20 protein-coding genes are annotated in these 20,939 nt (G+C 37.8%); 13 read left to right on the top strand and 7 right to left on the bottom strand.

Features of this window, described 5'->3' with window-relative positions; genetic code table 11:
- Positions 1 to 94: 94 nt before the first annotated feature.
- The 5 genes from BMX18_RS02395 (at position 95) to smpB (ending at position 4,878) form a co-directional block, all read left to right on the top strand.
- Positions 95 to 1,264 carry a multidrug efflux MFS transporter gene (locus BMX18_RS02395; protein WP_093814922.1) on the top strand — a complete coding sequence of 390 codons (1,170 nt, stop codon included), beginning with the start codon at positions 95 to 97 and terminating at the stop codon, positions 1,262 to 1,264.
- Positions 1,261 to 1,407: a 50S ribosomal protein L33 gene (gene rpmG / locus BMX18_RS02390; RefSeq protein WP_074560724.1), complete on the top strand. Its 147-nt coding sequence runs from the start codon at positions 1,261 to 1,263 to the stop codon at positions 1,405 to 1,407. Before BMX18_RS02395 ends, rpmG begins: the two co-directional genes overlap by 4 nt.
- Positions 1,408 to 1,524: 117 nt before the next feature.
- On the top strand, positions 1,525 to 1,761 hold the full coding sequence (gene secG / locus BMX18_RS02385) for a preprotein translocase subunit SecG (RefSeq protein ID WP_006532797.1): 237 nt from the start codon (positions 1,525 to 1,527) through the stop codon (positions 1,759 to 1,761).
- Positions 1,762 to 2,007: 246 nt separating this feature from the next.
- Entirely contained in the window at positions 2,008 to 4,353 is a 2,346-nt protein-coding gene (rnr, locus tag BMX18_RS02380; protein ID WP_074965252.1) for a ribonuclease R, read from the top strand.
- Positions 4,354 to 4,410: 57 nt separating this feature from the next.
- Positions 4,411 to 4,878, top strand: a complete 468-nt coding sequence (gene smpB / locus BMX18_RS02375; protein WP_006532795.1) for an SsrA-binding protein SmpB — start codon at positions 4,411 to 4,413, stop codon at positions 4,876 to 4,878.
- A gap of 38 nt (positions 4,879 to 4,916) precedes the next feature.
- Here smpB and BMX18_RS02370 read toward each other — a convergent pair whose 3' ends face one another.
- The gene (locus BMX18_RS02370; protein ID WP_074560721.1) at positions 4,917 to 5,357 is read right to left on the bottom strand and encodes a MarR family winged helix-turn-helix transcriptional regulator; all 441 of its coding nucleotides are present in this window, start codon (positions 5,355 to 5,357) and stop codon (positions 4,917 to 4,919) included.
- 134 nt (positions 5,358 to 5,491) lie between these two features.
- On the opposite strand from BMX18_RS02370, the gene BMX18_RS02365 reads away from it, so the two are divergent.
- Together BMX18_RS02365 and BMX18_RS02360 are read left to right on the top strand one after the other, a co-directional pair.
- Complete coding sequence (locus BMX18_RS02365) at positions 5,492 to 5,941, top strand: ferritin-like domain-containing protein (protein ID WP_074560720.1); 450 nt, start codon at positions 5,492 to 5,494, stop codon at positions 5,939 to 5,941.
- Between the two features lie 9 nt (positions 5,942 to 5,950).
- The gene (locus BMX18_RS02360) at positions 5,951 to 7,297 is read left to right on the top strand and encodes a dihydrolipoyl dehydrogenase family protein (protein WP_093814920.1); all 1,347 of its coding nucleotides are present in this window, start codon (positions 5,951 to 5,953) and stop codon (positions 7,295 to 7,297) included.
- A gap of 39 nt (positions 7,298 to 7,336) precedes the next feature.
- Here the strand turns inward: BMX18_RS02360 and BMX18_RS02355 are convergent, their stop codons facing one another.
- From BMX18_RS02355 to BMX18_RS02340, 4 genes are all read right to left on the bottom strand, one after another.
- Positions 7,337 to 8,014 carry an NAD(P)H-dependent oxidoreductase gene (locus BMX18_RS02355; protein ID WP_093814918.1) on the bottom strand — a complete coding sequence of 226 codons (678 nt, stop codon included), beginning with the start codon at positions 8,012 to 8,014 and terminating at the stop codon, positions 7,337 to 7,339.
- Positions 8,015 to 8,100: 86 nt separating this feature from the next.
- Positions 8,101 to 8,529 (bottom strand): MarR family winged helix-turn-helix transcriptional regulator, encoded by a 429-nt coding sequence (locus tag BMX18_RS02350; RefSeq protein ID WP_093814916.1) that lies wholly within the window; start codon positions 8,527 to 8,529, stop codon positions 8,101 to 8,103.
- Between the two features lie 124 nt (positions 8,530 to 8,653).
- Positions 8,654 to 9,082 carry a MarR family winged helix-turn-helix transcriptional regulator gene (locus BMX18_RS02345; RefSeq protein WP_006532789.1) on the bottom strand — a complete coding sequence of 143 codons (429 nt, stop codon included), beginning with the start codon at positions 9,080 to 9,082 and terminating at the stop codon, positions 8,654 to 8,656.
- 174 nt (positions 9,083 to 9,256) lie between these two features.
- A complete protein-coding gene (locus BMX18_RS02340) occupies positions 9,257 to 9,985 on the bottom strand; it encodes a DUF554 domain-containing protein (RefSeq protein ID WP_039696497.1) in 729 nt (242 codons plus the stop codon).
- 170 nt (positions 9,986 to 10,155) lie between these two features.
- Between BMX18_RS02340 and BMX18_RS02335 the strand changes: the two genes are divergently transcribed.
- Positions 10,156 to 11,046, top strand: coding sequence for a LysR family transcriptional regulator (locus BMX18_RS02335; RefSeq protein ID WP_093814914.1), 891 nt, complete (start codon positions 10,156 to 10,158; stop codon positions 11,044 to 11,046).
- 7 nt (positions 11,047 to 11,053) lie between these two features.
- On the opposite strand, the gene BMX18_RS02330 is transcribed toward BMX18_RS02335, so the two are convergent.
- Complete coding sequence (locus BMX18_RS02330) at positions 11,054 to 11,557, bottom strand: NAD(+) diphosphatase (RefSeq protein WP_093814912.1); 504 nt, start codon at positions 11,555 to 11,557, stop codon at positions 11,054 to 11,056.
- 108 nt (positions 11,558 to 11,665) lie between these two features.
- Entirely contained in the window at positions 11,666 to 12,751 is a 1,086-nt protein-coding gene (locus tag BMX18_RS02325) for a M24 family metallopeptidase (RefSeq protein WP_093814910.1), read from the bottom strand.
- A 340-nt stretch (positions 12,752 to 13,091) separates the two neighbouring features.
- On the opposite strand from BMX18_RS02325, the gene ccpA reads away from it, so the two are divergent.
- From ccpA to BMX18_RS02295, 5 genes are all read left to right on the top strand, one after another.
- Positions 13,092 to 14,096 carry a catabolite control protein A gene (gene ccpA / locus BMX18_RS02315; RefSeq protein ID WP_074481405.1) on the top strand — a complete coding sequence of 335 codons (1,005 nt, stop codon included), beginning with the start codon at positions 13,092 to 13,094 and terminating at the stop codon, positions 14,094 to 14,096.
- Positions 14,097 to 14,189: 93 nt separating this feature from the next.
- The gene (locus BMX18_RS02310; RefSeq protein WP_093814908.1) at positions 14,190 to 15,188 is read left to right on the top strand and encodes an LTA glycolipid anchor biosynthesis glycosyltransferase, IagA/BgsA family; all 999 of its coding nucleotides are present in this window, start codon (positions 14,190 to 14,192) and stop codon (positions 15,186 to 15,188) included.
- 1 nt (position 15,189) lies between these two features.
- Positions 15,190 to 16,524 carry a glycosyltransferase family 4 protein gene (locus BMX18_RS02305; protein WP_093814906.1) on the top strand — a complete coding sequence of 445 codons (1,335 nt, stop codon included), beginning with the start codon at positions 15,190 to 15,192 and terminating at the stop codon, positions 16,522 to 16,524.
- A 351-nt stretch (positions 16,525 to 16,875) separates the two neighbouring features.
- A complete protein-coding gene (thrS, locus tag BMX18_RS02300) occupies positions 16,876 to 18,822 on the top strand; it encodes a threonine--tRNA ligase (RefSeq protein WP_074560709.1) in 1,947 nt (648 codons plus the stop codon).
- 162 nt (positions 18,823 to 18,984) lie between these two features.
- Positions 18,985 to 20,883 (top strand): right-handed parallel beta-helix repeat-containing protein, encoded by a 1,899-nt coding sequence (locus BMX18_RS02295; RefSeq protein WP_093814904.1) that lies wholly within the window; start codon positions 18,985 to 18,987, stop codon positions 20,881 to 20,883.
- The last annotated feature ends 56 nt before the right edge of the window (positions 20,884 to 20,939 follow it).

Genomic DNA, 20,939 nt, shown 5'->3' with positions numbered 1-20,939 from the left:
TCTTTTGGAATGTGCTATAATAGCAATTGACGTTTTTTTGAAAAGAAGGTGAACAATCATAAGTAACGAAGTTAATTGGAAACAAAATTTACGAGTGGCTTGGCTTGGTAACTTTTTTACTGGGGCAAGCTTTTCGCTTGTTATGCCATTTATGGCTTTGTATGTAGAAGAACTAGGCGCTCCCAAAAATAAAGTTGAATGGTATGCTGGTTTAGCGGTATCTTTATCAGCTTTAGCCTCTGCTTTGATTGCTCCGGTGTGGGGGCGGCTAGCCGATCGATACGGCCGTAAACCGATGATGGTTAGGGCAAGTTTGGTTATGACCTTTACAATGGGTGGCTTGGCTTTTGTTCCTAATGTCTTTTGGCTTTTAGCACTGAGGCTATTAAATGGTCTCTTTTCAGGATACATTCCTAACTCAACAGCCTTGATTGCCAGTCAAGCTCCTAAAAATCGTTCAGGATATGCACTTGGAACGCTAGCAACTGGTATGATTGGCGGGAGCCTAATTGGTCCCTTACTTGGAGGAGTGTTGGCTGAATGGTTAGGCATTCGACAAGTCTTTTTACTGGTCGGTTTTATTTTGTTAATCTGTAATTTGCTGACAGTCTTTTTGATTAAAGAAGATTTCAAACCTGTGGCTAAGGCCAATGCTATGTCAACTCGCGAACTCTTTTCATCAATTAAGGACAAGCAAATTCTAATCGGGCTTTTTGTGACAAGTATGATTATCCAAATTTCAGCACAATCTATTGCCCCAATTTTGACCTTATACATTCGTAATCTTGGACAAACTGAAAATCTCATGTTTGTATCTGGTCTGATTGTGTCTGCTCTTGGTTTTTCAAGTATGTTATCGAGCTCGACTCTTGGTAAAATTGGTGATAAAATAGGTAATCATAGACTACTTTTGATAGCTCTATTTTATAGCTTTAGTATGTACGTCTTGTGTGCTCTTGCAAGAAATTCACTTGAACTCGGAATTGTGCGCTTCTTGTATGGTTTTGGTACAGGTGCGCTGATGCCAAGTGTTAACTCACTACTGACTAAAATCACGCCAAGAGAAGGAATTTCACGTATTTTCAGCTATAACCAAATGTTTATGAATATTGGACAAGTCGTTGGACCATTTGTTGGTTCTGCTATTGCGACTGGTATGGGATACCGTTCAGTCTTTTATGTGACAAGTATGATTGTCTTTGTAAACTTTGTGTGGAGCCTTATCAATTTTAGAAAATATTTGAAAGTTAAGGAAATCGCGTGAGAGTAAAGATTAATTTAAAATGCAGTAGCTGCGGTAGCAAAAATTATTTAACAAGCAAAAATAAAGCAACTCATCCCGACAAAATTCAGGTTCCTAAATACTGTCCCAAAGAGCGAAAAGTAACCCTACATATTGAATCGTAGGGATATTTATGATAGAATAATTAAGACCATAGTGTAGGAAAGGAAATAGAACCCAGAAGCAAAAAAGTAGCGGATTTTTCCCAGAGTTAAGCTTCTGACGCGTTCTTAGTGAAACATATGTACAATGTACTACTGACAGCTTTGCTGGTATTATCTGTTATTATCGTGATTGCCATTTTTATGCAACCACAGAAAAATCCAAGTAGCAACGTATTTGATAACAGCGGTTCAGAAGCTTTATTTGAACGTACTAAAGCGCGTGGCTTCGAAGCGTTTATGCAACGTTTTACAGCAGTTCTAGTTTTCTTTTGGCTAGCAATTGCTTTAGCGCTAGCAATCTTATCAAGTAAATAGATAGCAACTGACGACAAAGCTGCATCTTAGCTTACGTTGGCTGCGCATCTTGAATTTTGTACGAAAATTCATGAGCTGGTCATTCAGCTCATTTTTTATTATTAAGTAAGTAGTGAGGAGTCTGTCCAATAGCGGATTGGAATTTGAAATTCAGTGACTTTTCACAACTTCCATCAAGCTAGAAAACGAGAGGATAGAAGATAGCAGGGCTTTTTTTGCGAATCGGTCTTGCTAATAATCACAATTATGAATGAAAATATTATTGCTTATTTAAAAGAGCATGGAAAAGTTAATATTAACGATTTGGCAGCTGGTTTGGATATGACTGGTGCTGAAAAATTTCCATTGCTTGTTAAAGAAATTTCACAGTTAGAAAGTCAGGGTGAACTCCGTTTTGATGATAGCGGTAGCCTTGCTCTTCGTAAAAAAGTAGAGAAGAAAAAAGAAATTACGGTCACTGGTGTCTTTCGTGCTAACAAAGCTGGTTTTGGTTTCTTGTCTGTCGATGAAGACGAAGACGATATGTTTGTTGGGCGAAATGACGTTGGTCATGCTGTCGATGGTGACACGGTTGAAGCTGTGATTAAGAAACCTGCTAACCGTCTTAAAGGAACAGCAGCTGAAGTCCGTATTGTCGGAATCGTTGAACGCAGTTTAAAAACTGTCGTTGGGAAATTTATCCTAGACGATGAAAAACCAAAATACGCAGGTTACATCAAGTCTAAAAACCAAAAAATCCAACAAAAAATCTACATCAAAAAAGAACCTGTAGTTTTAGATGGAACTGAAATCATCAAGGTTGATATCGATAAATACCCAACGCGTGGTCACGATTACTTTGTTGGTCATGTTCGTGATATCGTTGGTCACCAAGGTGATGTCGGAATTGATGTTCTTGAAGTCCTTGAATCAATGGACATCAAATCAGAATTTCCAGAAGACGTTATGGCTGAAGCCAATGCTGTTCCAGATGCACCATCTGAAAAAGATTTGATTGGTCGTGTTGATTTACGTAATGAAATCACATTTACCATTGATGGTGCTGATGCTAAAGACTTGGATGATGCGGTTCATATCAAACTTTTAGATAACGGTAACTTTGAGTTAGGTGTTCACATCGCTGACGTGTCTTACTATGTCACAGAAGGCTCTGCCCTTAACCGTGAAGCAGTAGCCCGTGGGACATCTGTTTATGTAACTGACCGTGTGGTGCCAATGTTGCCAGAACGTTTGTCAAATGGTATCTGCTCGTTGAATCCAAATGTGGACCGTTTGACACAATCATGTTTGATGGAAATTGACCGTAATGGTCACGTGGTGAATCACCAAATCTGTCAATCAGTCATTAAAACAACTTTCCGTATGACTTATAGTGATGTCAATGACATCATTGCTGGCGATGAAGAGTTGATTGAAAAATACCAACCAATCGTTGAGTCAATTCACCACATGGCTGCTCTTCATAATATCTTAGAGAAGATGCGCGTGCGTCGTGGGGCACTTAATTTTGATACTAGCGAAGCTAAAATCATTGTCAATGACAAAGGGATGCCAGTTGACATCGTGATTCGTGAGCGTGGAATTGCAGAGCGCATGATTGAATCATTCATGTTGGCAGCTAACGAAACAGTGGCAGAACACTTCGCAAAACGCAAATTGCCATTTATCTACCGTATCCACGAAGATCCAAAAGCTGAGAAATTACAAAAATTCCTTGATTACGCAAGCATTTTTGGCGTGCAAATTCACGGGACAGCTAACAAAATTAGCCAACAAGCCCTTCAAGATTTCATGGCAAAAGTTGAAGGAAAACCAGGTGCTGAAGTTTTGAATATGATGCTTCTTCGTTCAATGCAACAAGCACGTTATTCTGAACACAATCATGGGCACTATGGCTTGGCTGCTGAGTACTACACACACTTTACAAGTCCAATCCGTCGTTATCCTGACCTTCTTGTTCACCGTATGATTCGTGAATACACACAAGTGACAGATGAGAAGATTGAACACTTCAGAAATGTGATTCCAGAATTGGCAACATCATCTTCAACTCTAGAACGTCGTGCGATTGATGCCGAACGTGTGGTTGAAGCGATGAAAAAAGCTGAATACATGGAAGAATACGTTGGACAAGAATTTGACGGTGTGGTGGCTAGCGTCGTGAAATTTGGTATGTTTATCGAATTGCCAAATACCATTGAAGGTCTTGTTCACATCACAACCTTACCAGAATTCTATAATTACAACGAACGTACTTTGACCCTTCAAGGTGAAAAATCAGGTAAAGTCTTCCGCGTTGGTCAACAAATCAAGATTAAATTGACACGTGCCGACAAAGAAACTGGTGATATTGACTTTGAATACATTCCAAGTGATTATGATGTGATTGAAAAAGTGAAGAAATCACGTAAGGACCGTTCTGGAAAAGACAAACGTCGTCCAAAATCTGACAATCACAAAGACCATAAAAAAGACCACAAATCAAATAAACAACGTAATCATAAATCGTCAAAATCATCTTCTAAAAAATCAGGCAAGAAACCTTTCTACAAAGAAGTAGCTAAGAAAAAAACTCGCAAAGCTAAAAAATAAAAGGTGACAAGCCTCATTGCTAACCCAAAAATTTTGACACAAGAGAGGTAGCTTAATATGCCAAAAGGTGAAGGAAATGTCGTTGCCCAAAATAAAAAGGCACGTCATGACTATAATATTGTTGATACCATTGAAGCTGGAATCGTCTTGACAGGAACTGAAATCAAGAGTGTTCGTGCCGCACGTATTCAGCTAAAAGACGGTTACGCTCAAATTAAAAATGGTGAAGCTTGGTTGATCAATGTCCACATTTCTCCATTTGAGCAAGGAAACATTTGGAACCAAGAGCCTGAGCGTACACGTAAATTATTGCTTAAAAAACGTGAAATTGAAAAATTATCAAATGACTTAAAAGGAACAGGGATGACCCTTATTCCTCTTAAAGTTTATTTGAAAAATGGTTTTGCTAAGGTTTTACTTGGAGTGGCTAAAGGGAAACACGATTACGATAAACGTGAGACAATCAAGCGACGCGAGCAAGACCGTGACATCAAACGTCAAATGAAAAATTTCAACGCAAGATAATAAAACAAAAGGAGTTTGGATTTAATCCAAACTCTTTTTTAAAGCATTTTTTTCAATTCTTCAATCAAGATGTGATTGTCTTCAATCATTTCTTCAATTTTTCCCTGTAAAGCAGGAGTGAATTCTCCTACACAGGTGTGCAATTCCTGTTCAACATCAGCTTGAAGGGCTTTACCAGCTTCTGTAAGGGCAATAATCAGCTGACGATGGTCTTCTTTAGGACGAATGCGTGTTAGATAGCCTTTGTCTTCTAAACGCTTGAGAAGGGGTGTTAGCGTATTGCTAGCAAGATCTAACTGCTTTCCTAATTCACGCAAAGCAAGATTGTCAGTTTCCCAAAGTGCTAAGAGAACAATATATTGCGTATAGGTTAAATCAAATTTGGCTAGTTTTTGTTTATAAAATTGGTTGAAAACCCTATTAGCATTATAAATCGCAAAACATAGTTGATTAGTTAAAGTAGGATGTTGTTCTGGCATAACGTCCCTTTCTTTGTGTTTACTTGCTCTTATCATAACATAGAAAAAAATAAATGTAAAAGTTGACAACTTGAAAATGGAGTAGTAAACTATAATCAATCGCGCGCGACTGATTATAAAAAGAGGTTGAAATTATGGAAAATACAATCGAATTATTACAAAAAATCGGAAATAAAATTTTAAATCAAGCAAATATTCATGATCTTGTCGCTTTGAACTTTGAGGCACAAGGATTTTCAAAACTTGGTGACAAATACAAAAGCCACGCTTTGGAAGAACGTGACTTTTCACAAAAACTCTTTAATCGTATTTTAGATTTGGGAGGTAAAATTTGCTATCAAAATCAAGTCAGCTTTGGAGTGCCAGCTAGTCCTTTGGAATGGCTAAGACATGATTTGGAAGTTTCAAAAGAAGGACTGAAAGAATTATTGCCATTGGTTGGTGCTGCATCTAATGATTTGGTGACTTACGATTTGTTAAAAGATTATTATAAAGATGAAGATGATGATTTGCAGTGGACACAACAACAACTAGATTTAATTGATACTGTTGGTTACCAAAACTGGTTAACACAACAGCTTTAAGGAGAAAACATGACTTACGATTATGATGTGATTTTTATTGGCTCAGGACATGCTAATTGGCATGCAGCAGTGACTTTGTCTCAAGTCGGCAAAAAGGTTGCCATTGTTGAAAAAGACGTTACTGCTGGTACTTGTACTAATTATGGCTGTAATGCCAAATTTTTATTAGACAGTCCATTTGAGTTTATCGATGGTCTTTCACGTTATGAAAAAGCTGGCATTACTGGAAATACTAAGGTTAACTGGCAAGAGCTTATGGCTTATAAAAAATCTGAAATTCCGACTTACGCTCCTCTTATGGAAGGTATGTTTGCGCAAATGCAGATTGATTTGCTAAAAGGTTATGGAAAATTAGTTGACGCTCACACGGTCAGTGTGGATGAGGACAAAGTCAGCGCTGAGTATATCGTTCTTGGAACTGGTCAACGTCCAGCACGTTTGGCTATTAAAGGACAAGAATATCTTCATGATAGCCGTGATTTCCTTGATTTAGATGAAATGCCAAAACGCATCACTTTTATCGGTGCAGGAATCATTTCTATGGAATTTGCTACCATGGCTGCTAAACTTGGTTCTGAAGTGCATGTTATTGAATACGCCGACAGAGCTTTAGCGGCTTATCAAGAAAATTATGTTAAAAGTGTTGTCGCTAAAATGACGGCAGAAGGTGTTCATTTCCATTTCAACCAAGCGGTTCAAGCAGTTGAAGAAACTGCCGCTGGTTTACGTGTCACAACGGCGCAAGGTTTGGAATTAGAAACTGATTACGTTCTTGATACAACAGGACGTATTCCAAATGTTGAAAATCTTGGTCTTGATGAACTTGGCATTGCCTACAATCGTTCAGGAATTGTTGTTAATGATCACCTGCAAACTTCTGTGCCAAATATTTTTGCCAGCGGGGATGTCATTGATAAAACAATCCCACGTTTAACACCGACAGCAAGTTTTGAGTCAGATTATATTGCAGCTTACATTCTTGGAGTAAACCAAGAAGCAATTCAGTATCCAGCTATTCCAAATCTTGTTTACACTTTCCCACGTATTGCACAAGTTGGGGTGAGTGTTGCTGAGGCTCGTGAGAATGATGCTTACCGCATTGTTGAGATTCCATTTGGAAAACAATTGAAATTCCAGACAAAATTGGAAGATGAAGCGCACATGACACTGATTGTTAATCAGAATAAAGAATTGGTCGGCGCTAGCCTTTTAGGTAATGAAGCTGGTGAAATGATTAATCTTTTGACTCTGATGATCAATCAAAAAGTCACAGTAAATGATCTTAGTCAGATGATTTTTGCATTTCCAGGTACAACTAGTGGATTAATTAGCGCAGTAAGAATGGCATTAATGTAAGTAAAAAAAAGCTTGAACAGATATTCAAGCTTTATCTATTTATTCGAGCCAAGTAATGACTTCATTTTTAGGTTTACGTGAGCGTGGGTGTTTTGGATCGCGTAGTCGATAACCAAATGATACCATACTTGCAATACCCTCTTTATCAGGATTAATAATACCAGCTTTGGCAAGAATAGCATTGACTTTGTCATAGTTAAAGCCTTCGATCGGGCAAGAATCAATACCAATCATGCTGGCTGATGTCATCATATTTCCAAGAGCGATGTAGGTTTGCTTAGCGGTCCAATCAAAGAGGGCGCGTGGATTCTCAGCAGTTTTCATATCATTTTTTTGGAATGATTCGTAAGTGGCTAAACGACTGTTTAGGGCATCACCTTCACCGAGACCACGTCGAACGAGGCTATCTTTGACAGAGTCAGAATCATAGCGTGCATTTTTTTCTGCAAGTAACAAAACAAAATGACTGGCTGTATCAAGTTGAGACTGTGCTCCCCAAGCAACTGCCTTAAGTTCATCACGAAGTTTAGCGATTTGCTTACGATTAAGGACAACAAAACGCCAAGCCTCTAAACCAATTGAAGAAGGACTTAACCAAGCTGTGTCAAGGATGAATTCCATATCTTTACGTGAAATCTCTTGGTCATTGTAGACACGTACGGCAACTCGATGGTCAAAGGCATCGAGAACTTGTTTTTTGATAGCTTCTTTACTCATGCTAGCCTCCCAGTTTTCTTTCTATCATAGCATTTTCAGCTAGTTTTAGCCAGTTTTCAGGCATAAGAAAAAGAGCTTAAGCTCTTTTATTTTAGTTGATTTGTCAGATGATTAATTTGGTCAATCAGATTGTTAAAATCGCTAGGTTGAGACAATTTCATGAAATCTTGTCGCGTTTTATGAAAGACTTCTCCAATGATGGGGACAATTTCTCTTCCTCTATCAGTAATATAGACACGTTTTGTTCGTCCATCACGAGCGATAGCGACAAAATCTCTACTGGCTAGTTTATCGATGATTTTTGTTAAAGAAGGCGGAGCAATACAAAGGATATTAGCTAGGTCTTTATAACGTTTACCATTTTCTTGGTTTAAAATAAAAAGAACGAGAGCATAGGAATGTGACATTCCGATTTCTCTAAAAGCTTCTTCCGTAAATTTATCAAGAGCGCGATCCAATCTTTTGACCGAAAAGAATAGGCAACCATCCAATACCTCTTGAATATTATCGGACACGATGATCTCCTTGGAAATAAGTTTACAGTGACTATCTTAACACAGTTGTAGATAGATGACAAATCTGTCATAATTTTAGAAGTTAAAAAGGCCATGACAATGTTCAGTCAAGACCCTTAAAAAATTATTGTAATTGGTTAGCAATTTGGTTTAGTTCAGTAAGAAGGTTATCGGAAAAACCGGTTTTGACCAAACGATTGAATTCTTCTTGTGTCTCAATGTGAGCTTGAATAATATCTGGAATTATTGCCTTTCCTTTATCTGTGAGGTAGACACGTTTGGTACGTCCTTCACAAACGACTTTAACAAATCCTTTGTGGACAAGTTTTTCGATAAGTCTTGTCATAGATGGGGCTGCAATGCAGAGCATTTTAGCCAAGTCTTTTTGAATTTTGCCATTTTCATGACTTAAAATCAGAAGAATAGAAGTGTAAGATGGATTTAAACCGACTTTTTGAAAGGCATTTTCGGTTAATCTATCAAGTGCTCGATTTAGTTTTTTTACGGTAAAAAACAAACAAGAGTCCAAGTAATCTTGGGCAGAATTGGGCATAGAATTCTCCTTTTATTTTTAATTATGGACAATATGTTAGCAAACTAAGAATAAAATGACAAATAATATGCTCAAGAAAATGTATTCATAATTGTTGATGTGAAAACGTTTATTAAAAAAATAAGTTCCAAAAACATAGAACTTACTTTCTAATTTTTCTAAAATTATTAGAATTTATAATAATGGCATGATGACATTGACCCAGAACCAAGATAAAGGCATAACAAGAACCATTGCTGGAATCATATCAGCTGTTGGAAACATTTTGACACGAATCATACGAAAACCTGTTGCGACCATCAAAAAACCACCACAGGCTTTAAAATCAGCAATCATATCAGGTGTTGTTAATGGCACAATGATTCCGGCAAGTAAGAAAAGAGCGGTAAAAATGACGAACTGTGGAATAGCAATCAAAGAAACCACAAAGCCAAGGTTACAAGCAAAGATGGCTGCGGTGAAGAAATCAAGAATTGATTTTGAAATCAGGATAGTTGAGTCTCCAGTCATACCAGAGTCAAGGCTACCATAGATACCAGTACCGCTAGCGCAGAAAAGAACGATAACAGTTAATAAGGTTGCTAAAAATTCGTCATTTGACAGTTGACTATGCTTTTGTGGCAAGATTTTTGAAACAGCTTTTTGCATCAAAGAGCCACCTTTATTAATCCATTCTCCAAGATTAATAGCAAGTCCGATAGCTGTACCGACAACGATAGCAAAGATGACTGCAGGCATGTATTTCATGAGTCCAATGGATGAAATCCCCATTCCCATTGAACAAACGCCAAAGATAAGATTTAATTGGTTTTTAAAATCCTCAGATAAGATATGACCAAAAATTCCACCGAGAATTCCGCCAAAAATAATGGCAAATGAATTGATGATGACACCAGTTGGCATAAAATTCCTCCTTTTTGATAGTAAAAATAAGACAAAAAAATAAGCTCACTTGTGCAAAGTGACTTAACTTGAAACCATAAGGTCATTAACTAGTGTAACACGATTTAGCCAAAAATCAATTTGCTTTTGGTGATGAGATATTCTAAAATGGAATAAAAAGGAGGCTGCTGATGAATCTTCAAAAATTACAAGTTTTTTTAACCTTGTGTGAGACTCTTAATTATACTGAAACTGCTGAGCGCTTGTACATTAGCCAAGGAAATGTGTCAAAGCAAATCATGGCATTAGAAAAAGAACTAGGGGTGCAGTTATTTGACCGTAGCCGTCGTCATATCAGAATCACCAAGGAAGGGCAAGTGGTTGAAGCTCATGCCAGACGGATTTTAGACGGTTACCAACAGATGACTGTGGAGCTTTCGCAGTTACAGGAAGAAAAAGAGCACAAGCTTTTACTTCATGGCATTCCAAGTATGCCTTTTTATGCCATCATCTCTGAAATTGCAGGCTTTAAAAAGCGCCATACGAATTTTGAGGTTAGCGTTGAAGAAGAAGAGGCAGATGTCTTGTTGGATAATCTCCTTAAACACAAGTGCGATATTATTTTTGCGAGACAATTTAATGATAAATTGCCAAAAGAAGTTGAAATGCTCACCATCGACCAAGACCGTTGGGTGGTTGTTTTGCCAAGTCAGCATCCTTTAGCAAGAAAAGAAAGCATCAATCTTAAAGAGTTAGAAGGAGAAAAATTCTTACAACTTAGCGAGAAAACGCAGTTATTACAGCCTCTATTAGAATTATGTCACGCTTATCAATTTGATCCAAAGATTACCTATAAAGGCAATCGGATTAATTTAATTATTGATTTTATCGAAAATGATTTAGGGCTTTCTCTCATGATGGAAAAGATGGTTAGACCCTTTGAGGGCAAGCAGATTGTTTGGCGACCACTTGATATTGAGACAGAGTCTCTAATGGTTTTGATGAAATTAAAGACAAATAAATCGGAAGCTGTTCAACAATTTTGGCAGGAAATGCAAGAAAAGTATGTAAAAAAGGATTGAGTTTTTCTCAATCCTTTTCAATTTTAGCTAAAAATTCTAGTAAAAAACTTTCGGCAAGAGAGCCATCTTTAATAGCTTTTTTGGCTTCTTCAAATGAAAACCAGTCCCAGTCATCAATTTCGTGATTTGGAGTGATGTCTCCAGTCACCGTTACGGCAAAATTAATCATGAGTGAATTGCTACGCTCGTAGTATTTTGTGGCGTTAAAGGTTAAGGATTTAACTTTCAAGCCTAATTCCTCGTTGATTTCTCTAGCGACAGTAGCCTCAGCATTTTCGCCTTGTGACACATAACCAGCTAGCAAAATGTGTTCGGTCATCTTGTACTGTTTGATTAAGAGAATTTTATCATGACTTTCGTTAAATAAAATCGCACTGATAGCTGTATTAAAGACAGGAAAGCGAAAGCTATCACACTGAGAACAATAAGGAATATCACCTTCGTCTTTTAAGAATTTCTTTTCTAAAGGGTGCCCACATTCAGGACAATAAGTCATTGTTTTATAAAACATAGAAGCCTCTTTTTTTAGGATTTCTTAGGCTCATTTTAGCAGTAATTGAGGTTTCCTGCAATATAAAATCTTCCTAGTGTTACTAGGAAGATTTTTGGTTTATGAGAATTATCCTTCAAAATAAAGCAATTCTTTTGGTGTGTGTGTGAAGACTTCAAAGCCAGATTTTGTGACGTGACCACAATCTTCGATACGAACACCAACTTTACCAGGAATGTAGATACCAGGTTCAACTGAGAAACACATACCTTCTTGGATTTCCATGTCGTTACCTTCCATGATTGAAGGGAATTCGTGACAAGTCATTCCAATACCGTGTCCAAGACGGTGGTTGAAGTATTCACCGTAGCCTGCTTTTTCAATGACTTTACGAGCAGCTGCATCCACTTCACTAGCAAGAACACCTGGTTTGATGAACTCTAGAGCTGCCATGTGAGCTTCTAAGCACAAGTTGTAAATGTCTTTTTTGAATTGGTCAGGTTTACCAACGGCAACTGTACGAGTCATGTCACTAGCGTAGCCGTGCATATCTGTTCCAAGGTCAAACAAAAGCAAAGCATCGTTTTCGATTTTGTTTGTGCCTGGGATACCGTGTGGGTTAGCGGCATTATTACCAGTCAAGACCATAGTGTCAAAACTCATTTTTTCAACACCTTGCTTTTTCATTTCAAATTCAATCATGGCAATAATGTCAGTTTCAGTGTTGTTAAGTGAGATGTTATCAAAACCAACTTTAACAGCTTTGTCAGCAAATTGACCAGCAATCATCATTTTATCGATTTCATCTTGAGATTTGATAAGACGCATTTTTTGAACAAATGGTGTCAAATCTTCAAAACGTCCATCAAAGACAGTTTGCAAACCTCGGAATTTAGTAACGTTCAAATTATCAAATTCAGCAAAGATTTTGGCGCTATCTGTTGAAGGAAGACCATTTTTAATTTTTTCCCATGGATTTTCTGAATCAACATAACCAAAAACAGGGAAATTAACAAGTTGGCTTGCGCGTGCGACTTCAAGAGCTGGAACAAAAAGTGCTGGTTCGCGGTCAGCGTAAACAAACAAGAACATTTGACGTTCGTGTGGATCGCAGAAGAAACCAGTCAAATAGTTAACAGTTACTGGATCAGAGAAAACAGCAATATTTGCCTTTTCTTGATTCAAATATGAGCGGATTTGATCTAATTTAGACATGAGAAACCTTCTTTCTAATTACCCCCATTTTTTCAAAAAAATCACAAAAAATCAAGAGTTGAAGACGAAAAAATTAAATACACTTAATTTTCATAAAATCATGCTAAAAAACTTTAAAAAGATGAAAAAAGTTTCAGAAATTTACTAAAAAGATAGCAGAAAATTTTCTGAAAATAACTACTTTTTGACTTTTTTGCCCTTTTATGAGAAAAATTGGACTTTAAACGTTTTCAAAATATGAAAAGTTTTCAAAAATTATAAGTTTGTACTTGAAAGTGTTTCCAAAAGGTGCTAAAATATTTGTGAAAGCGAAATTTTCAAATAGAAAGGAAGTCCAATAATGAACACTGATGATACGATTACAATTTATGATGTTGCACGAGAAGCAGGCGTCTCAATGGCAACAGTTAGTCGTGTTGTAAATGGCAATAAAAATGTAAAGGAAAACACTCGTAAAAAAGTCCTTGAAGTTATTGACCGTTTAGACTATCGTCCAAATGCAGTTGCTCGTGGTTTGGCAAGTAAAAAAACTACGACAGTTGGTGTTGTTATTCCAAATATCGCTAATAGCTATTTCTCAATTTTAGCGAAAGGTATCGACGATATTGCTGCAATGTACAAATACAATATCGTTCTTGCGTCAAGTGATGAAGACGACGATAAAGAAGTTAATGTTGTTAACACTTTGTTTGCAAAACAAGTGGATGGTATTATCTTCATGGGACACCATTTAACTGAAAAAATTCGTGCAGAGTTCTCTCGCTCACGCACACCAGTGGTTCTAGCAGGGACAGTTGATTTAGAACACCAACTTCCAAGTGTTAATATTGATTACAAAGCTGCCGTAGCTGATGTTGTTGATATTTTGGCTAAAAATAACAAAGATATTGCTTTTGTTTCAGGACCACTTATTGATGACATTAACGGTAAAGTTCGTCTTGCAGGATACAAAGAAGGACTTGAAAAAAACAACCTATCATTCAAAGAAGGACTTGTATTTGAAGCTAATTACAACTACAAAGACGGTTATGAACTAGCTCAACGCGTGATGAATTCAGGCGCTACAGCTGCTTATGTTGCTGAAGACGAACTAGCTGCAGGTCTTTTGAACGGATTGTTTGCTGCAGGCAAAAAAGTTCCTGAAGACTTTGAAATTCTTACAAGTAATGATTCACCAATCACATCATACACTCGTCCAAACCTAAGCTCAATTAGCCAACCGGTTTATGACCTTGGTGCGGTAAGTATGCGTATGTTGACTAAAATCATGAACAAAGAAGAACTTGAAGAAAAAGAAATTATTCTTAATCACGGTCTTAAATTGCGTGGTACAACACGTCAATAATTTCCAAAAAGGATACTATAACAAAATCAGCCTTTGGGCTGATTTTTTTGAGTCTTAGTGAAAAAATTTACAAAATAAGCTATAATAGAATTTATGAAAGTTTTACTGTATTTGGAAGCTGAAAATTATTTAAGAAAATCAGGAATTGGTCGTGCCATCAAGCATCAAGAGCGTGCGCTTAGCATGGTTGGCCAAGATTATACAACTAATCCAAACGATGACTATGATTTGGTTCACATCAATACTTATGGTATTAAGAGTTGGAAATTATTGAAAAAATCCAAAAAAGCAGGTAAAAAAGTCTTGATGCATGGTCATTCTACCGAAGAAGATTTTCGTGACTCTTTTATCGGCTCTAATTTAGTATCACCAATTTTTAGATGGTATCTTTGTCATTTCTATAATAATGCGGATGCTATTATTACACCGACTGAATACTCAAAATCATTAATTAGTGGCTATGGCGTTGATAAGCCGATTTATGCTGTTTCAAATGGAATTGATTTGTCACGTTATGTACCAAATCCAGCTAAAGAAGAAGCTTTTAGACGTCACTTTGGTCTTAAACCAGATGAAAAAGTTGTGATTTGTGCTGGACTTTATTTCATGCGAAAAGGTATTGATGACTTTGTTAAAGTAGCAGAGCAAATGCCTGATGTGCGTTTTATTTGGTTCGGTGAAACGAATAAATGGGTTATTCCTCATAAAGTACGAAGCATTGTGACTCGTAAGCACCCAGACAATGTGATTTTTGCTGGTTACATTAAAGGGGATGTTTTTGAAGGTGCCATGAGTGGGGCAGATGCTTTCTTCTTCCCAAGTCGTGAAGAAACAGAAGGAATTGTCGTTCTTGAAGCACTAGCTAGCCACCAACATGTGGTTTTACGTGATATTCCTGTCTATCATGGTTGGGTTGATAGTAGCTGTGCGGAGTTAGCTCATGACGTTGATGGTTTTGTTAAATCCCTTCGTAAGGTTTTATCAGGAAATAGCGAAAAACAAGAAGCAGGTTATCATATTGCTCAAAGTCGTAGCATTGATAAAGTTGCTCATGAATTAGTTGATGTTTATCACAAAGTAATGGAGTTGTAAAATGAGAATTGGTCTTTTTACGGACACTTATTTTCCTCAAGTTTCTGGGGTAGCAACAAGTATTTGTACCCTCAAGGAAGAATTGGAAAAAGAAGGACACGAGGTCTATATTTTTACAACCACAGATAAAGCGGTGAAACGCTACGAAGATCCAACGATTATCCGACTTCCTAGCGTGCCTTTTATTTCGTTTACAGATCGCCGCATTGTTTATCGTGGATTGATTTCGTCTTATAAAATTGCCAAACAATATAAATTAGATATTATTCATACCCAAACGGAATTTAGCGTTGGGATGCTTGGAAAAATGATTGCTGCAGCCCTTCGTATTCCAGTTGTTCACACTTATCATACACAATACGAAGATTACGTTGGCTATATTGCTAAAGGGAAAATCATCAAACCAGGTATGGTCAAGTACGTCATGCGTGGCTATATGAATGACTTGGACGGTGTGATTTGCCCATCTCGTATTGTGTTAAATTTGCTTGATGGTTATGATATCAAGATTCCAAAACGTGTCATTCCGACAGGTATTCGTGTGGAAGAGTACGAACGTAAGGACATTACAAGAGAAGATGCCCTAGCTCTTCGCGAAAAGCTTGGAATTGCTGAAGATGAGACTATGCTACTTAGTCTGTCTCGTATCTCTTATGAAAAAAATATTCAAGCTATTGTCCAACAATTTCCAGATGTTTTAGCTCAAAATAAAGCTGTTAAATTGGTTATTGTTGGTGATGGGCCATATTTATCAGATTTGAAAAAAATGGTTGAAGACCTTGGCATTGAAGATAGTGTGATTTTCACGGGAATGGTTGCTCACGAAGAAACTGCAATTTATTATAAAGCAGCTGATTTCTTCATTTCAGCCTCAACCAGTGAAACTCAAGGTTTGACTTATACTGAAAGTCTTGCTAGTGGAACACCAGTCATTGCACATGGAAATCCTTATTTGGATGACATCATTGATCAAAAGATGTTTGGAACATTGTTCTACCAAGAAGAGGATTTAGCGAATGCTATTTTAGATGCGATTGAAAACACACCTGCCATGGATGACAAAGCTTATCAAGCAAAAATGTATGCCATTTCTGCAGAGCATTTTGGAAAATCAGTCTATGCATTTTATCTTGATGTCTTGATTTCTGCTAAGAACAAGAAAAAAGAAAAATTCTCTTTAACGGTTCGTGGTCAAAAAGAAAAAACGTCTGTGAAGTTAGCGCATTCTGCCATTAAATTGCCAGCAGAAGCAGCCAAAGCTACGGTTAAGACTTCAGCGAAAGTTTTCAAGGCTCCAAAACGCTTGATTAATTCAATTCGAGATTTCCTTGACTAAGTTCTTGAAAAATAAAAAATTCGTGTTATAATATCTATCGAAGACAAGTTGAACAGGGTTCAACCTTTAGAGCGAGTGCCGGTTGGTGAGAAGGGTGCAGGGTTGGCTGATTCAATACTACTTCCTTTGCTTTTTATGCAAACATAAAACGGTGGCTACGATATAGCCGATTTGAGGTTTACGACTCTTTTTTGTCGTAGATAAATGAAGGTGGAACCACGTTGCGACGTCCTTTTTGGACGTCGCTTTTCTTTTATCTCGGTGAAAAATTTTTGTAAACTCATCAAATTCCTTTTGCCCGGTTCCCAAAAAGGAATTCTCAACAATGTAAATCTTTTAAAGGAGAATAGTATGGTTAAAATTACTTTCCCAGATGGCGCTGTACGCGAATTCGAATCTGGAGTAACAACTTTTGAAATTGCTCAAAGTATTAGTAATTCACTAGCTAAAAAAGCTTTGGCTGGTAAATTTAACGGAGAATTGATTGATACTACTCGTGCAATCACTGAAGATGGTAGCATCGAAGTCGTAACACCTGATCATGAAGATGCTCTTGGTATCTTGCGTCACTCAGCAGCTCACCTATTTGCTCAAGCCGCAAAACGTCTTTTCCCAGACCTTTGCCTTGGTGTAGGTCCTGCAATCGAAAATGGTTTCTACTACGATACTGATAACAAATCAGGTCAAATCACTGATGAAGACCTTCCTCGTATCGAAGAAGAAATGAAAAAAATCGTTAAAGAAAACCTTCCATGCGTTCGTAAAGAAATCTCTATCGATGAAGCGCGTGAATTGTTCAAAAACGATCCTTACAAACTTGAATTGATCGAAGAACACGGTGAAGACGAAGGTGGTCTTACTGTTTACACACAAGGTGAATTTACAGACCTTTGCCGTGGCCCACACGTTCCTTCAACAGGTCGTATCCAAGTCTTCCACCTATTGAACGTTGCTGGTGCTTACTGGCGCGGAAATAGCGATAACGCTATGATGCAACGTGTTTACGGTACTGCTTGGTTTGATAAAAAAGACCTTAAAGCTTACCTTAAACAACGTCAAGAAGCTAAAGAACGTGACCACCGTAAACTTGGTAAAGAACTTGATTTGTTCATGATTTCTCAAGAAGTTGGTCAAGGTCTTCCATTCTGGTTGCCAGATGGTGCTACAATCCGTCGTACTTTGGAACGTTACATCGTTGATAAAGAAGTAGAATCAGGATACCTTCACGTTTACACTCCACCTTTGGCTTCAGTTGACCTTTACAAAACTTCAGGTCACTGGGATCACTACCGTGAAGATATGTTCCCAACAATGGATATGGGTGACGGTGAAGAATTCGTTCTTCGTCCAATGAACTGCCCACACCACATCCAAGTTTACAAACACCACGTACACTCATACCGTGAATTGCCAATCCGTATCGCTGAAATCGGTATGATGCACCGTTACGAAAAATCTGGTGCTTTGTCAGGTCTTCAACGTGTTCGTGAAATGTCACTTAACGATGGTCACTTGTTCGTAACTCCTGAACAAATCCAAGAAGAATTCCAAAAAGCTCTTCAATTGATTATCGACGTTTACGAAGATTTCAACTTGACTGAATACCGTTTCCGTCTTTCACTTCGTGACCCTAAAGATACTCACAAATACTATGATGACGATGAAATGTGGGAAAATGCACAATCAATGTTGAAAGCTGCCTTGGATGAAATGGGCGTTGAATACTTCGAAGCTGAAGGTGAAGCTGCCTTCTACGGTCCAAAACTTGATATCCAAGTGAAAACTGCTCTTGGTAACGAAGAAACATTGTCAACAATCCAACTTGACTTCCTTCTTCCAGAACGCTTTGGTTTGACATACATCGGTGCTGATGGTGAAGAACACCGTCCAGTTATGATTCACCGTGGTGTTATCTCAACAATGGAACGCTTCACAGCTATCTTGATTGAAAACTACAAAGGTGCATTCCCAACATGGCTTGCTCCTCACCAAGTAACTGTTATCCCAGTTTCTAACGAAGCTCACGTTGACTACGCTTGGGAAGTTGCTAAAGTTCTTCGCGACAAAGGTGTTCGTGTTGATGTCGATGAACGTAACGAAAAAATGCAACTTAAGATTCGTCAAAGCCAAACTAAGAAAATTCCTTACCAATTAATCGTTGGTGATAAAGAAATGGCTGATAAGACTGTTAACGTTCGTCGTTACGGAAGCAAACAAACTCACACTGAATCAATCGATGAGTTTGTAGAAAATATCCTTGCTGACATCGATCGTAAATCACGTCCAGACGCTGAATAATTCCTTATATTTGCATAATAAATTCGGTAAAAAAGAAGTCCTGTGGGGCTTCTTTTTGTGTTTTTTTAAACGAATGATTTTTCCAGATTTGCAAAAATCTAAGAATGCCAAAATGAAATGTTACAATTAAGAAAGCGTTCGCAAAAAAGGGGGAGTTAAAATATGCGAAACTTTAAGCAACATTTTTTGTCGCTTGGCTTTGGTCTTTTAATAGCTTTAGCATCGCTTTTGTCTAATTTAGGACCTGGTCCAGTGATTGTCAAAGCCGATTCTTCGGTAGCTTGGAATTTTAGTGATTCTTCATTTAAAGATTTGGGTCAGCTAAGTTCTGAAAAAACGATTGATGGTTTGACCTTCTTGGCAAATGAAGAGTCACCATTGTCCATCAAAGCAGAAGAAGCTAAAGTTTCAGAAAGTAATTATACATCTGCCTTGCAGTTAAATGCTACAGGTAGTCAGGATAAGGCTTCATTGAAATTTTCAGTGTCTGATAACGATGTGATTAAAGTCATTTTAAAAAGTGCTTCACAGACTGATGAGAGTCATCTCGTTTTAGCTGATAGCCAAGGTCAAGACCTAACCAATCTGACTGCAGGTGCACAAGCTAGTGAAGAAACTTACACTTACTCAGGTGAGGCTGGTGAGCTTTATTTATATGCTAAAGACGCTGACCTTGACTTGTTTAGTATTCAGGTAGAATCAACGTCTTCTGATGCCGTTTCAGAAAGTCAATCAAGTGAGGCTGCTAGCAGTTCTAGCGAGACAACTGATGTTGATTTGTCCCAAACAGAAAGTGCTGATGAAAGCTTAATCTCCTCTTCATTAGCAGCTTCAAATGGTGCGACAGTATCAACTTATAACGATCTTCGCTCTGCTATTTCCAAAGCTGAAAAAGCTGGTGGCGGAAAGGTTTATGTGAAGGGAAACAAGATTGCTTGTGACGGGCAAATTGCTTTGTCTAAAGCAAATGCTAATGTTCAAATCATCGGTGTGCAAAATGCTGACGGCTCTTACCCAGAGCTTGATTTTTCAAACTTTATGGCAAAATACATCGGCAAAGCTTCATCAGATGCAGCAGTCGGTGTCAGAATTTCTGGCTCAAACTACACTCTTCAAAATCTGATTATCGAGCATGCGCCAGATAACGGTATCCAAATCAAAGGAAAAACTGCTGGTAATAACAAAGTTTCAAATTGTATTGTTCGATACAACAATGATGCTGGTTTGCAAGTGACAGCTGGTGCTTATCGTAATACGATCGAAGCTGTTTACAGCTACCGTAACTGTGATGTCTACACTCGCGGGGGAAATGCTGATGGTTTTGCACCAAAACTCGGTGCAGGTAGCGGCAATACTTTTACTTACTGTTATGCTTGGGATAATTCCGACGATGGTTGGGATTCCTTTGATAAAGCAGGTGATGTGACACCAGATATCACTTACACGAATTGTGCAGTTTGGAATAACGGTAACCCTGATGTCTTTACCGGAAAATATGATTTTGACCACAAAAAAGCTTTAGATGAAAATCTTCATCTGGTTCAACTCATCAAGGCAAAAGATGGCTCATTTGCTTCAAATTATGCAAAAGGGAAATTTGCTTTGCCATCTGGAAACTTTATCAAGACTGACGCTGGTACGATTAGTCTTTCAGCTTGGACTGGCAATTCATTTGACGGTAATCCAAATGGCTTTAAACTTGGTTCTGTCAATTCAAAATCAAGTGTGACACGTAAATTGTCATATTGTCTTGCTTTTGATGAAGCTAAAAAAGGTTTTGATAACAATAATAGTTCCGTTACAGCTTATTTAGACCACTGTGTGGCATTTGATAATGGCTACAACTATTACATTCAACCATTAACCATTAAAGGCTGGTCTGCAGTTCAAGGCTTTGCTGGTAAGAGTGGTGATAAATTACCAAATGGACGTTCTGTCACAACACCATCATCTGGCAGTCAATCAGCCATTCGCAAGTCAGTTGAAAATACTAAAAACTCAATTATTGCTAGTTGCCAAGCCAATAAAATTCCTGGCAAAGTCGGCTTTAATATTTATTAATCTAGCATAGTATTGTGAAAATCTAAAAAAATAGTTCCTCAATCGAGGGGCTATTT

The organism is Streptococcus sp. 45 (genome assembly GCF_900108865.1).
Lineage (GTDB): Bacteria > Bacillota > Bacilli > Lactobacillales > Streptococcaceae > Streptococcus > Streptococcus ruminicola.
This window is presented reverse-complemented; position numbering and strand designations above follow the sequence as displayed.

Bases quoted from the DNA above. Each gene is read 5' to 3' on its own strand.
- secG (WP_006532797.1), top strand. From the start codon at position 1,525: ATGTACAATGTACTACTGACAGCTTTGCTGGTATTATCTGTTATTATC.
- rnr (WP_074965252.1), top strand. From the start codon at position 2,008: ATGAATGAAAATATTATTGCTTATTTAAAAGAGCATGGAAAAGTTAAT.
- smpB (WP_006532795.1), top strand. From the start codon at position 4,411: ATGCCAAAAGGTGAAGGAAATGTCGTTGCCCAAAATAAAAAGGCACGT.
- BMX18_RS02370 (WP_074560721.1), bottom strand. From the start codon at position 5,357: ATGCCAGAACAACATCCTACTTTAACTAATCAACTATGTTTTGCGATT.
- BMX18_RS02365 (WP_074560720.1), top strand. From the start codon at position 5,492: ATGGAAAATACAATCGAATTATTACAAAAAATCGGAAATAAAATTTTA.
- BMX18_RS02360 (WP_093814920.1), top strand. From the start codon at position 5,951: ATGACTTACGATTATGATGTGATTTTTATTGGCTCAGGACATGCTAAT.
- BMX18_RS02355 (WP_093814918.1), bottom strand. From the start codon at position 8,014: ATGAGTAAAGAAGCTATCAAAAAACAAGTTCTCGATGCCTTTGACCAT.
- BMX18_RS02345 (WP_006532789.1), bottom strand. From the start codon at position 9,082: ATGCCCAATTCTGCCCAAGATTACTTGGACTCTTGTTTGTTTTTTACC.
- BMX18_RS02340 (WP_039696497.1), bottom strand. From the start codon at position 9,985: ATGCCAACTGGTGTCATCATCAATTCATTTGCCATTATTTTTGGCGGA.
- BMX18_RS02335 (WP_093814914.1), top strand. From the start codon at position 10,156: ATGAATCTTCAAAAATTACAAGTTTTTTTAACCTTGTGTGAGACTCTT.
- BMX18_RS02330 (WP_093814912.1), bottom strand. From the start codon at position 11,557: ATGTTTTATAAAACAATGACTTATTGTCCTGAATGTGGGCACCCTTTA.
- BMX18_RS02325 (WP_093814910.1), bottom strand. From the start codon at position 12,751: ATGTCTAAATTAGATCAAATCCGCTCATATTTGAATCAAGAAAAGGCA.
- ccpA (WP_074481405.1), top strand. From the start codon at position 13,092: ATGAACACTGATGATACGATTACAATTTATGATGTTGCACGAGAAGCA.
- BMX18_RS02310 (WP_093814908.1), top strand. From the start codon at position 14,190: ATGAAAGTTTTACTGTATTTGGAAGCTGAAAATTATTTAAGAAAATCA.
- BMX18_RS02305 (WP_093814906.1), top strand. From the start codon at position 15,190: ATGAGAATTGGTCTTTTTACGGACACTTATTTTCCTCAAGTTTCTGGG.
- thrS (WP_074560709.1), top strand. From the start codon at position 16,876: ATGGTTAAAATTACTTTCCCAGATGGCGCTGTACGCGAATTCGAATCT.
- BMX18_RS02295 (WP_093814904.1), top strand. From the start codon at position 18,985: ATGCGAAACTTTAAGCAACATTTTTTGTCGCTTGGCTTTGGTCTTTTA.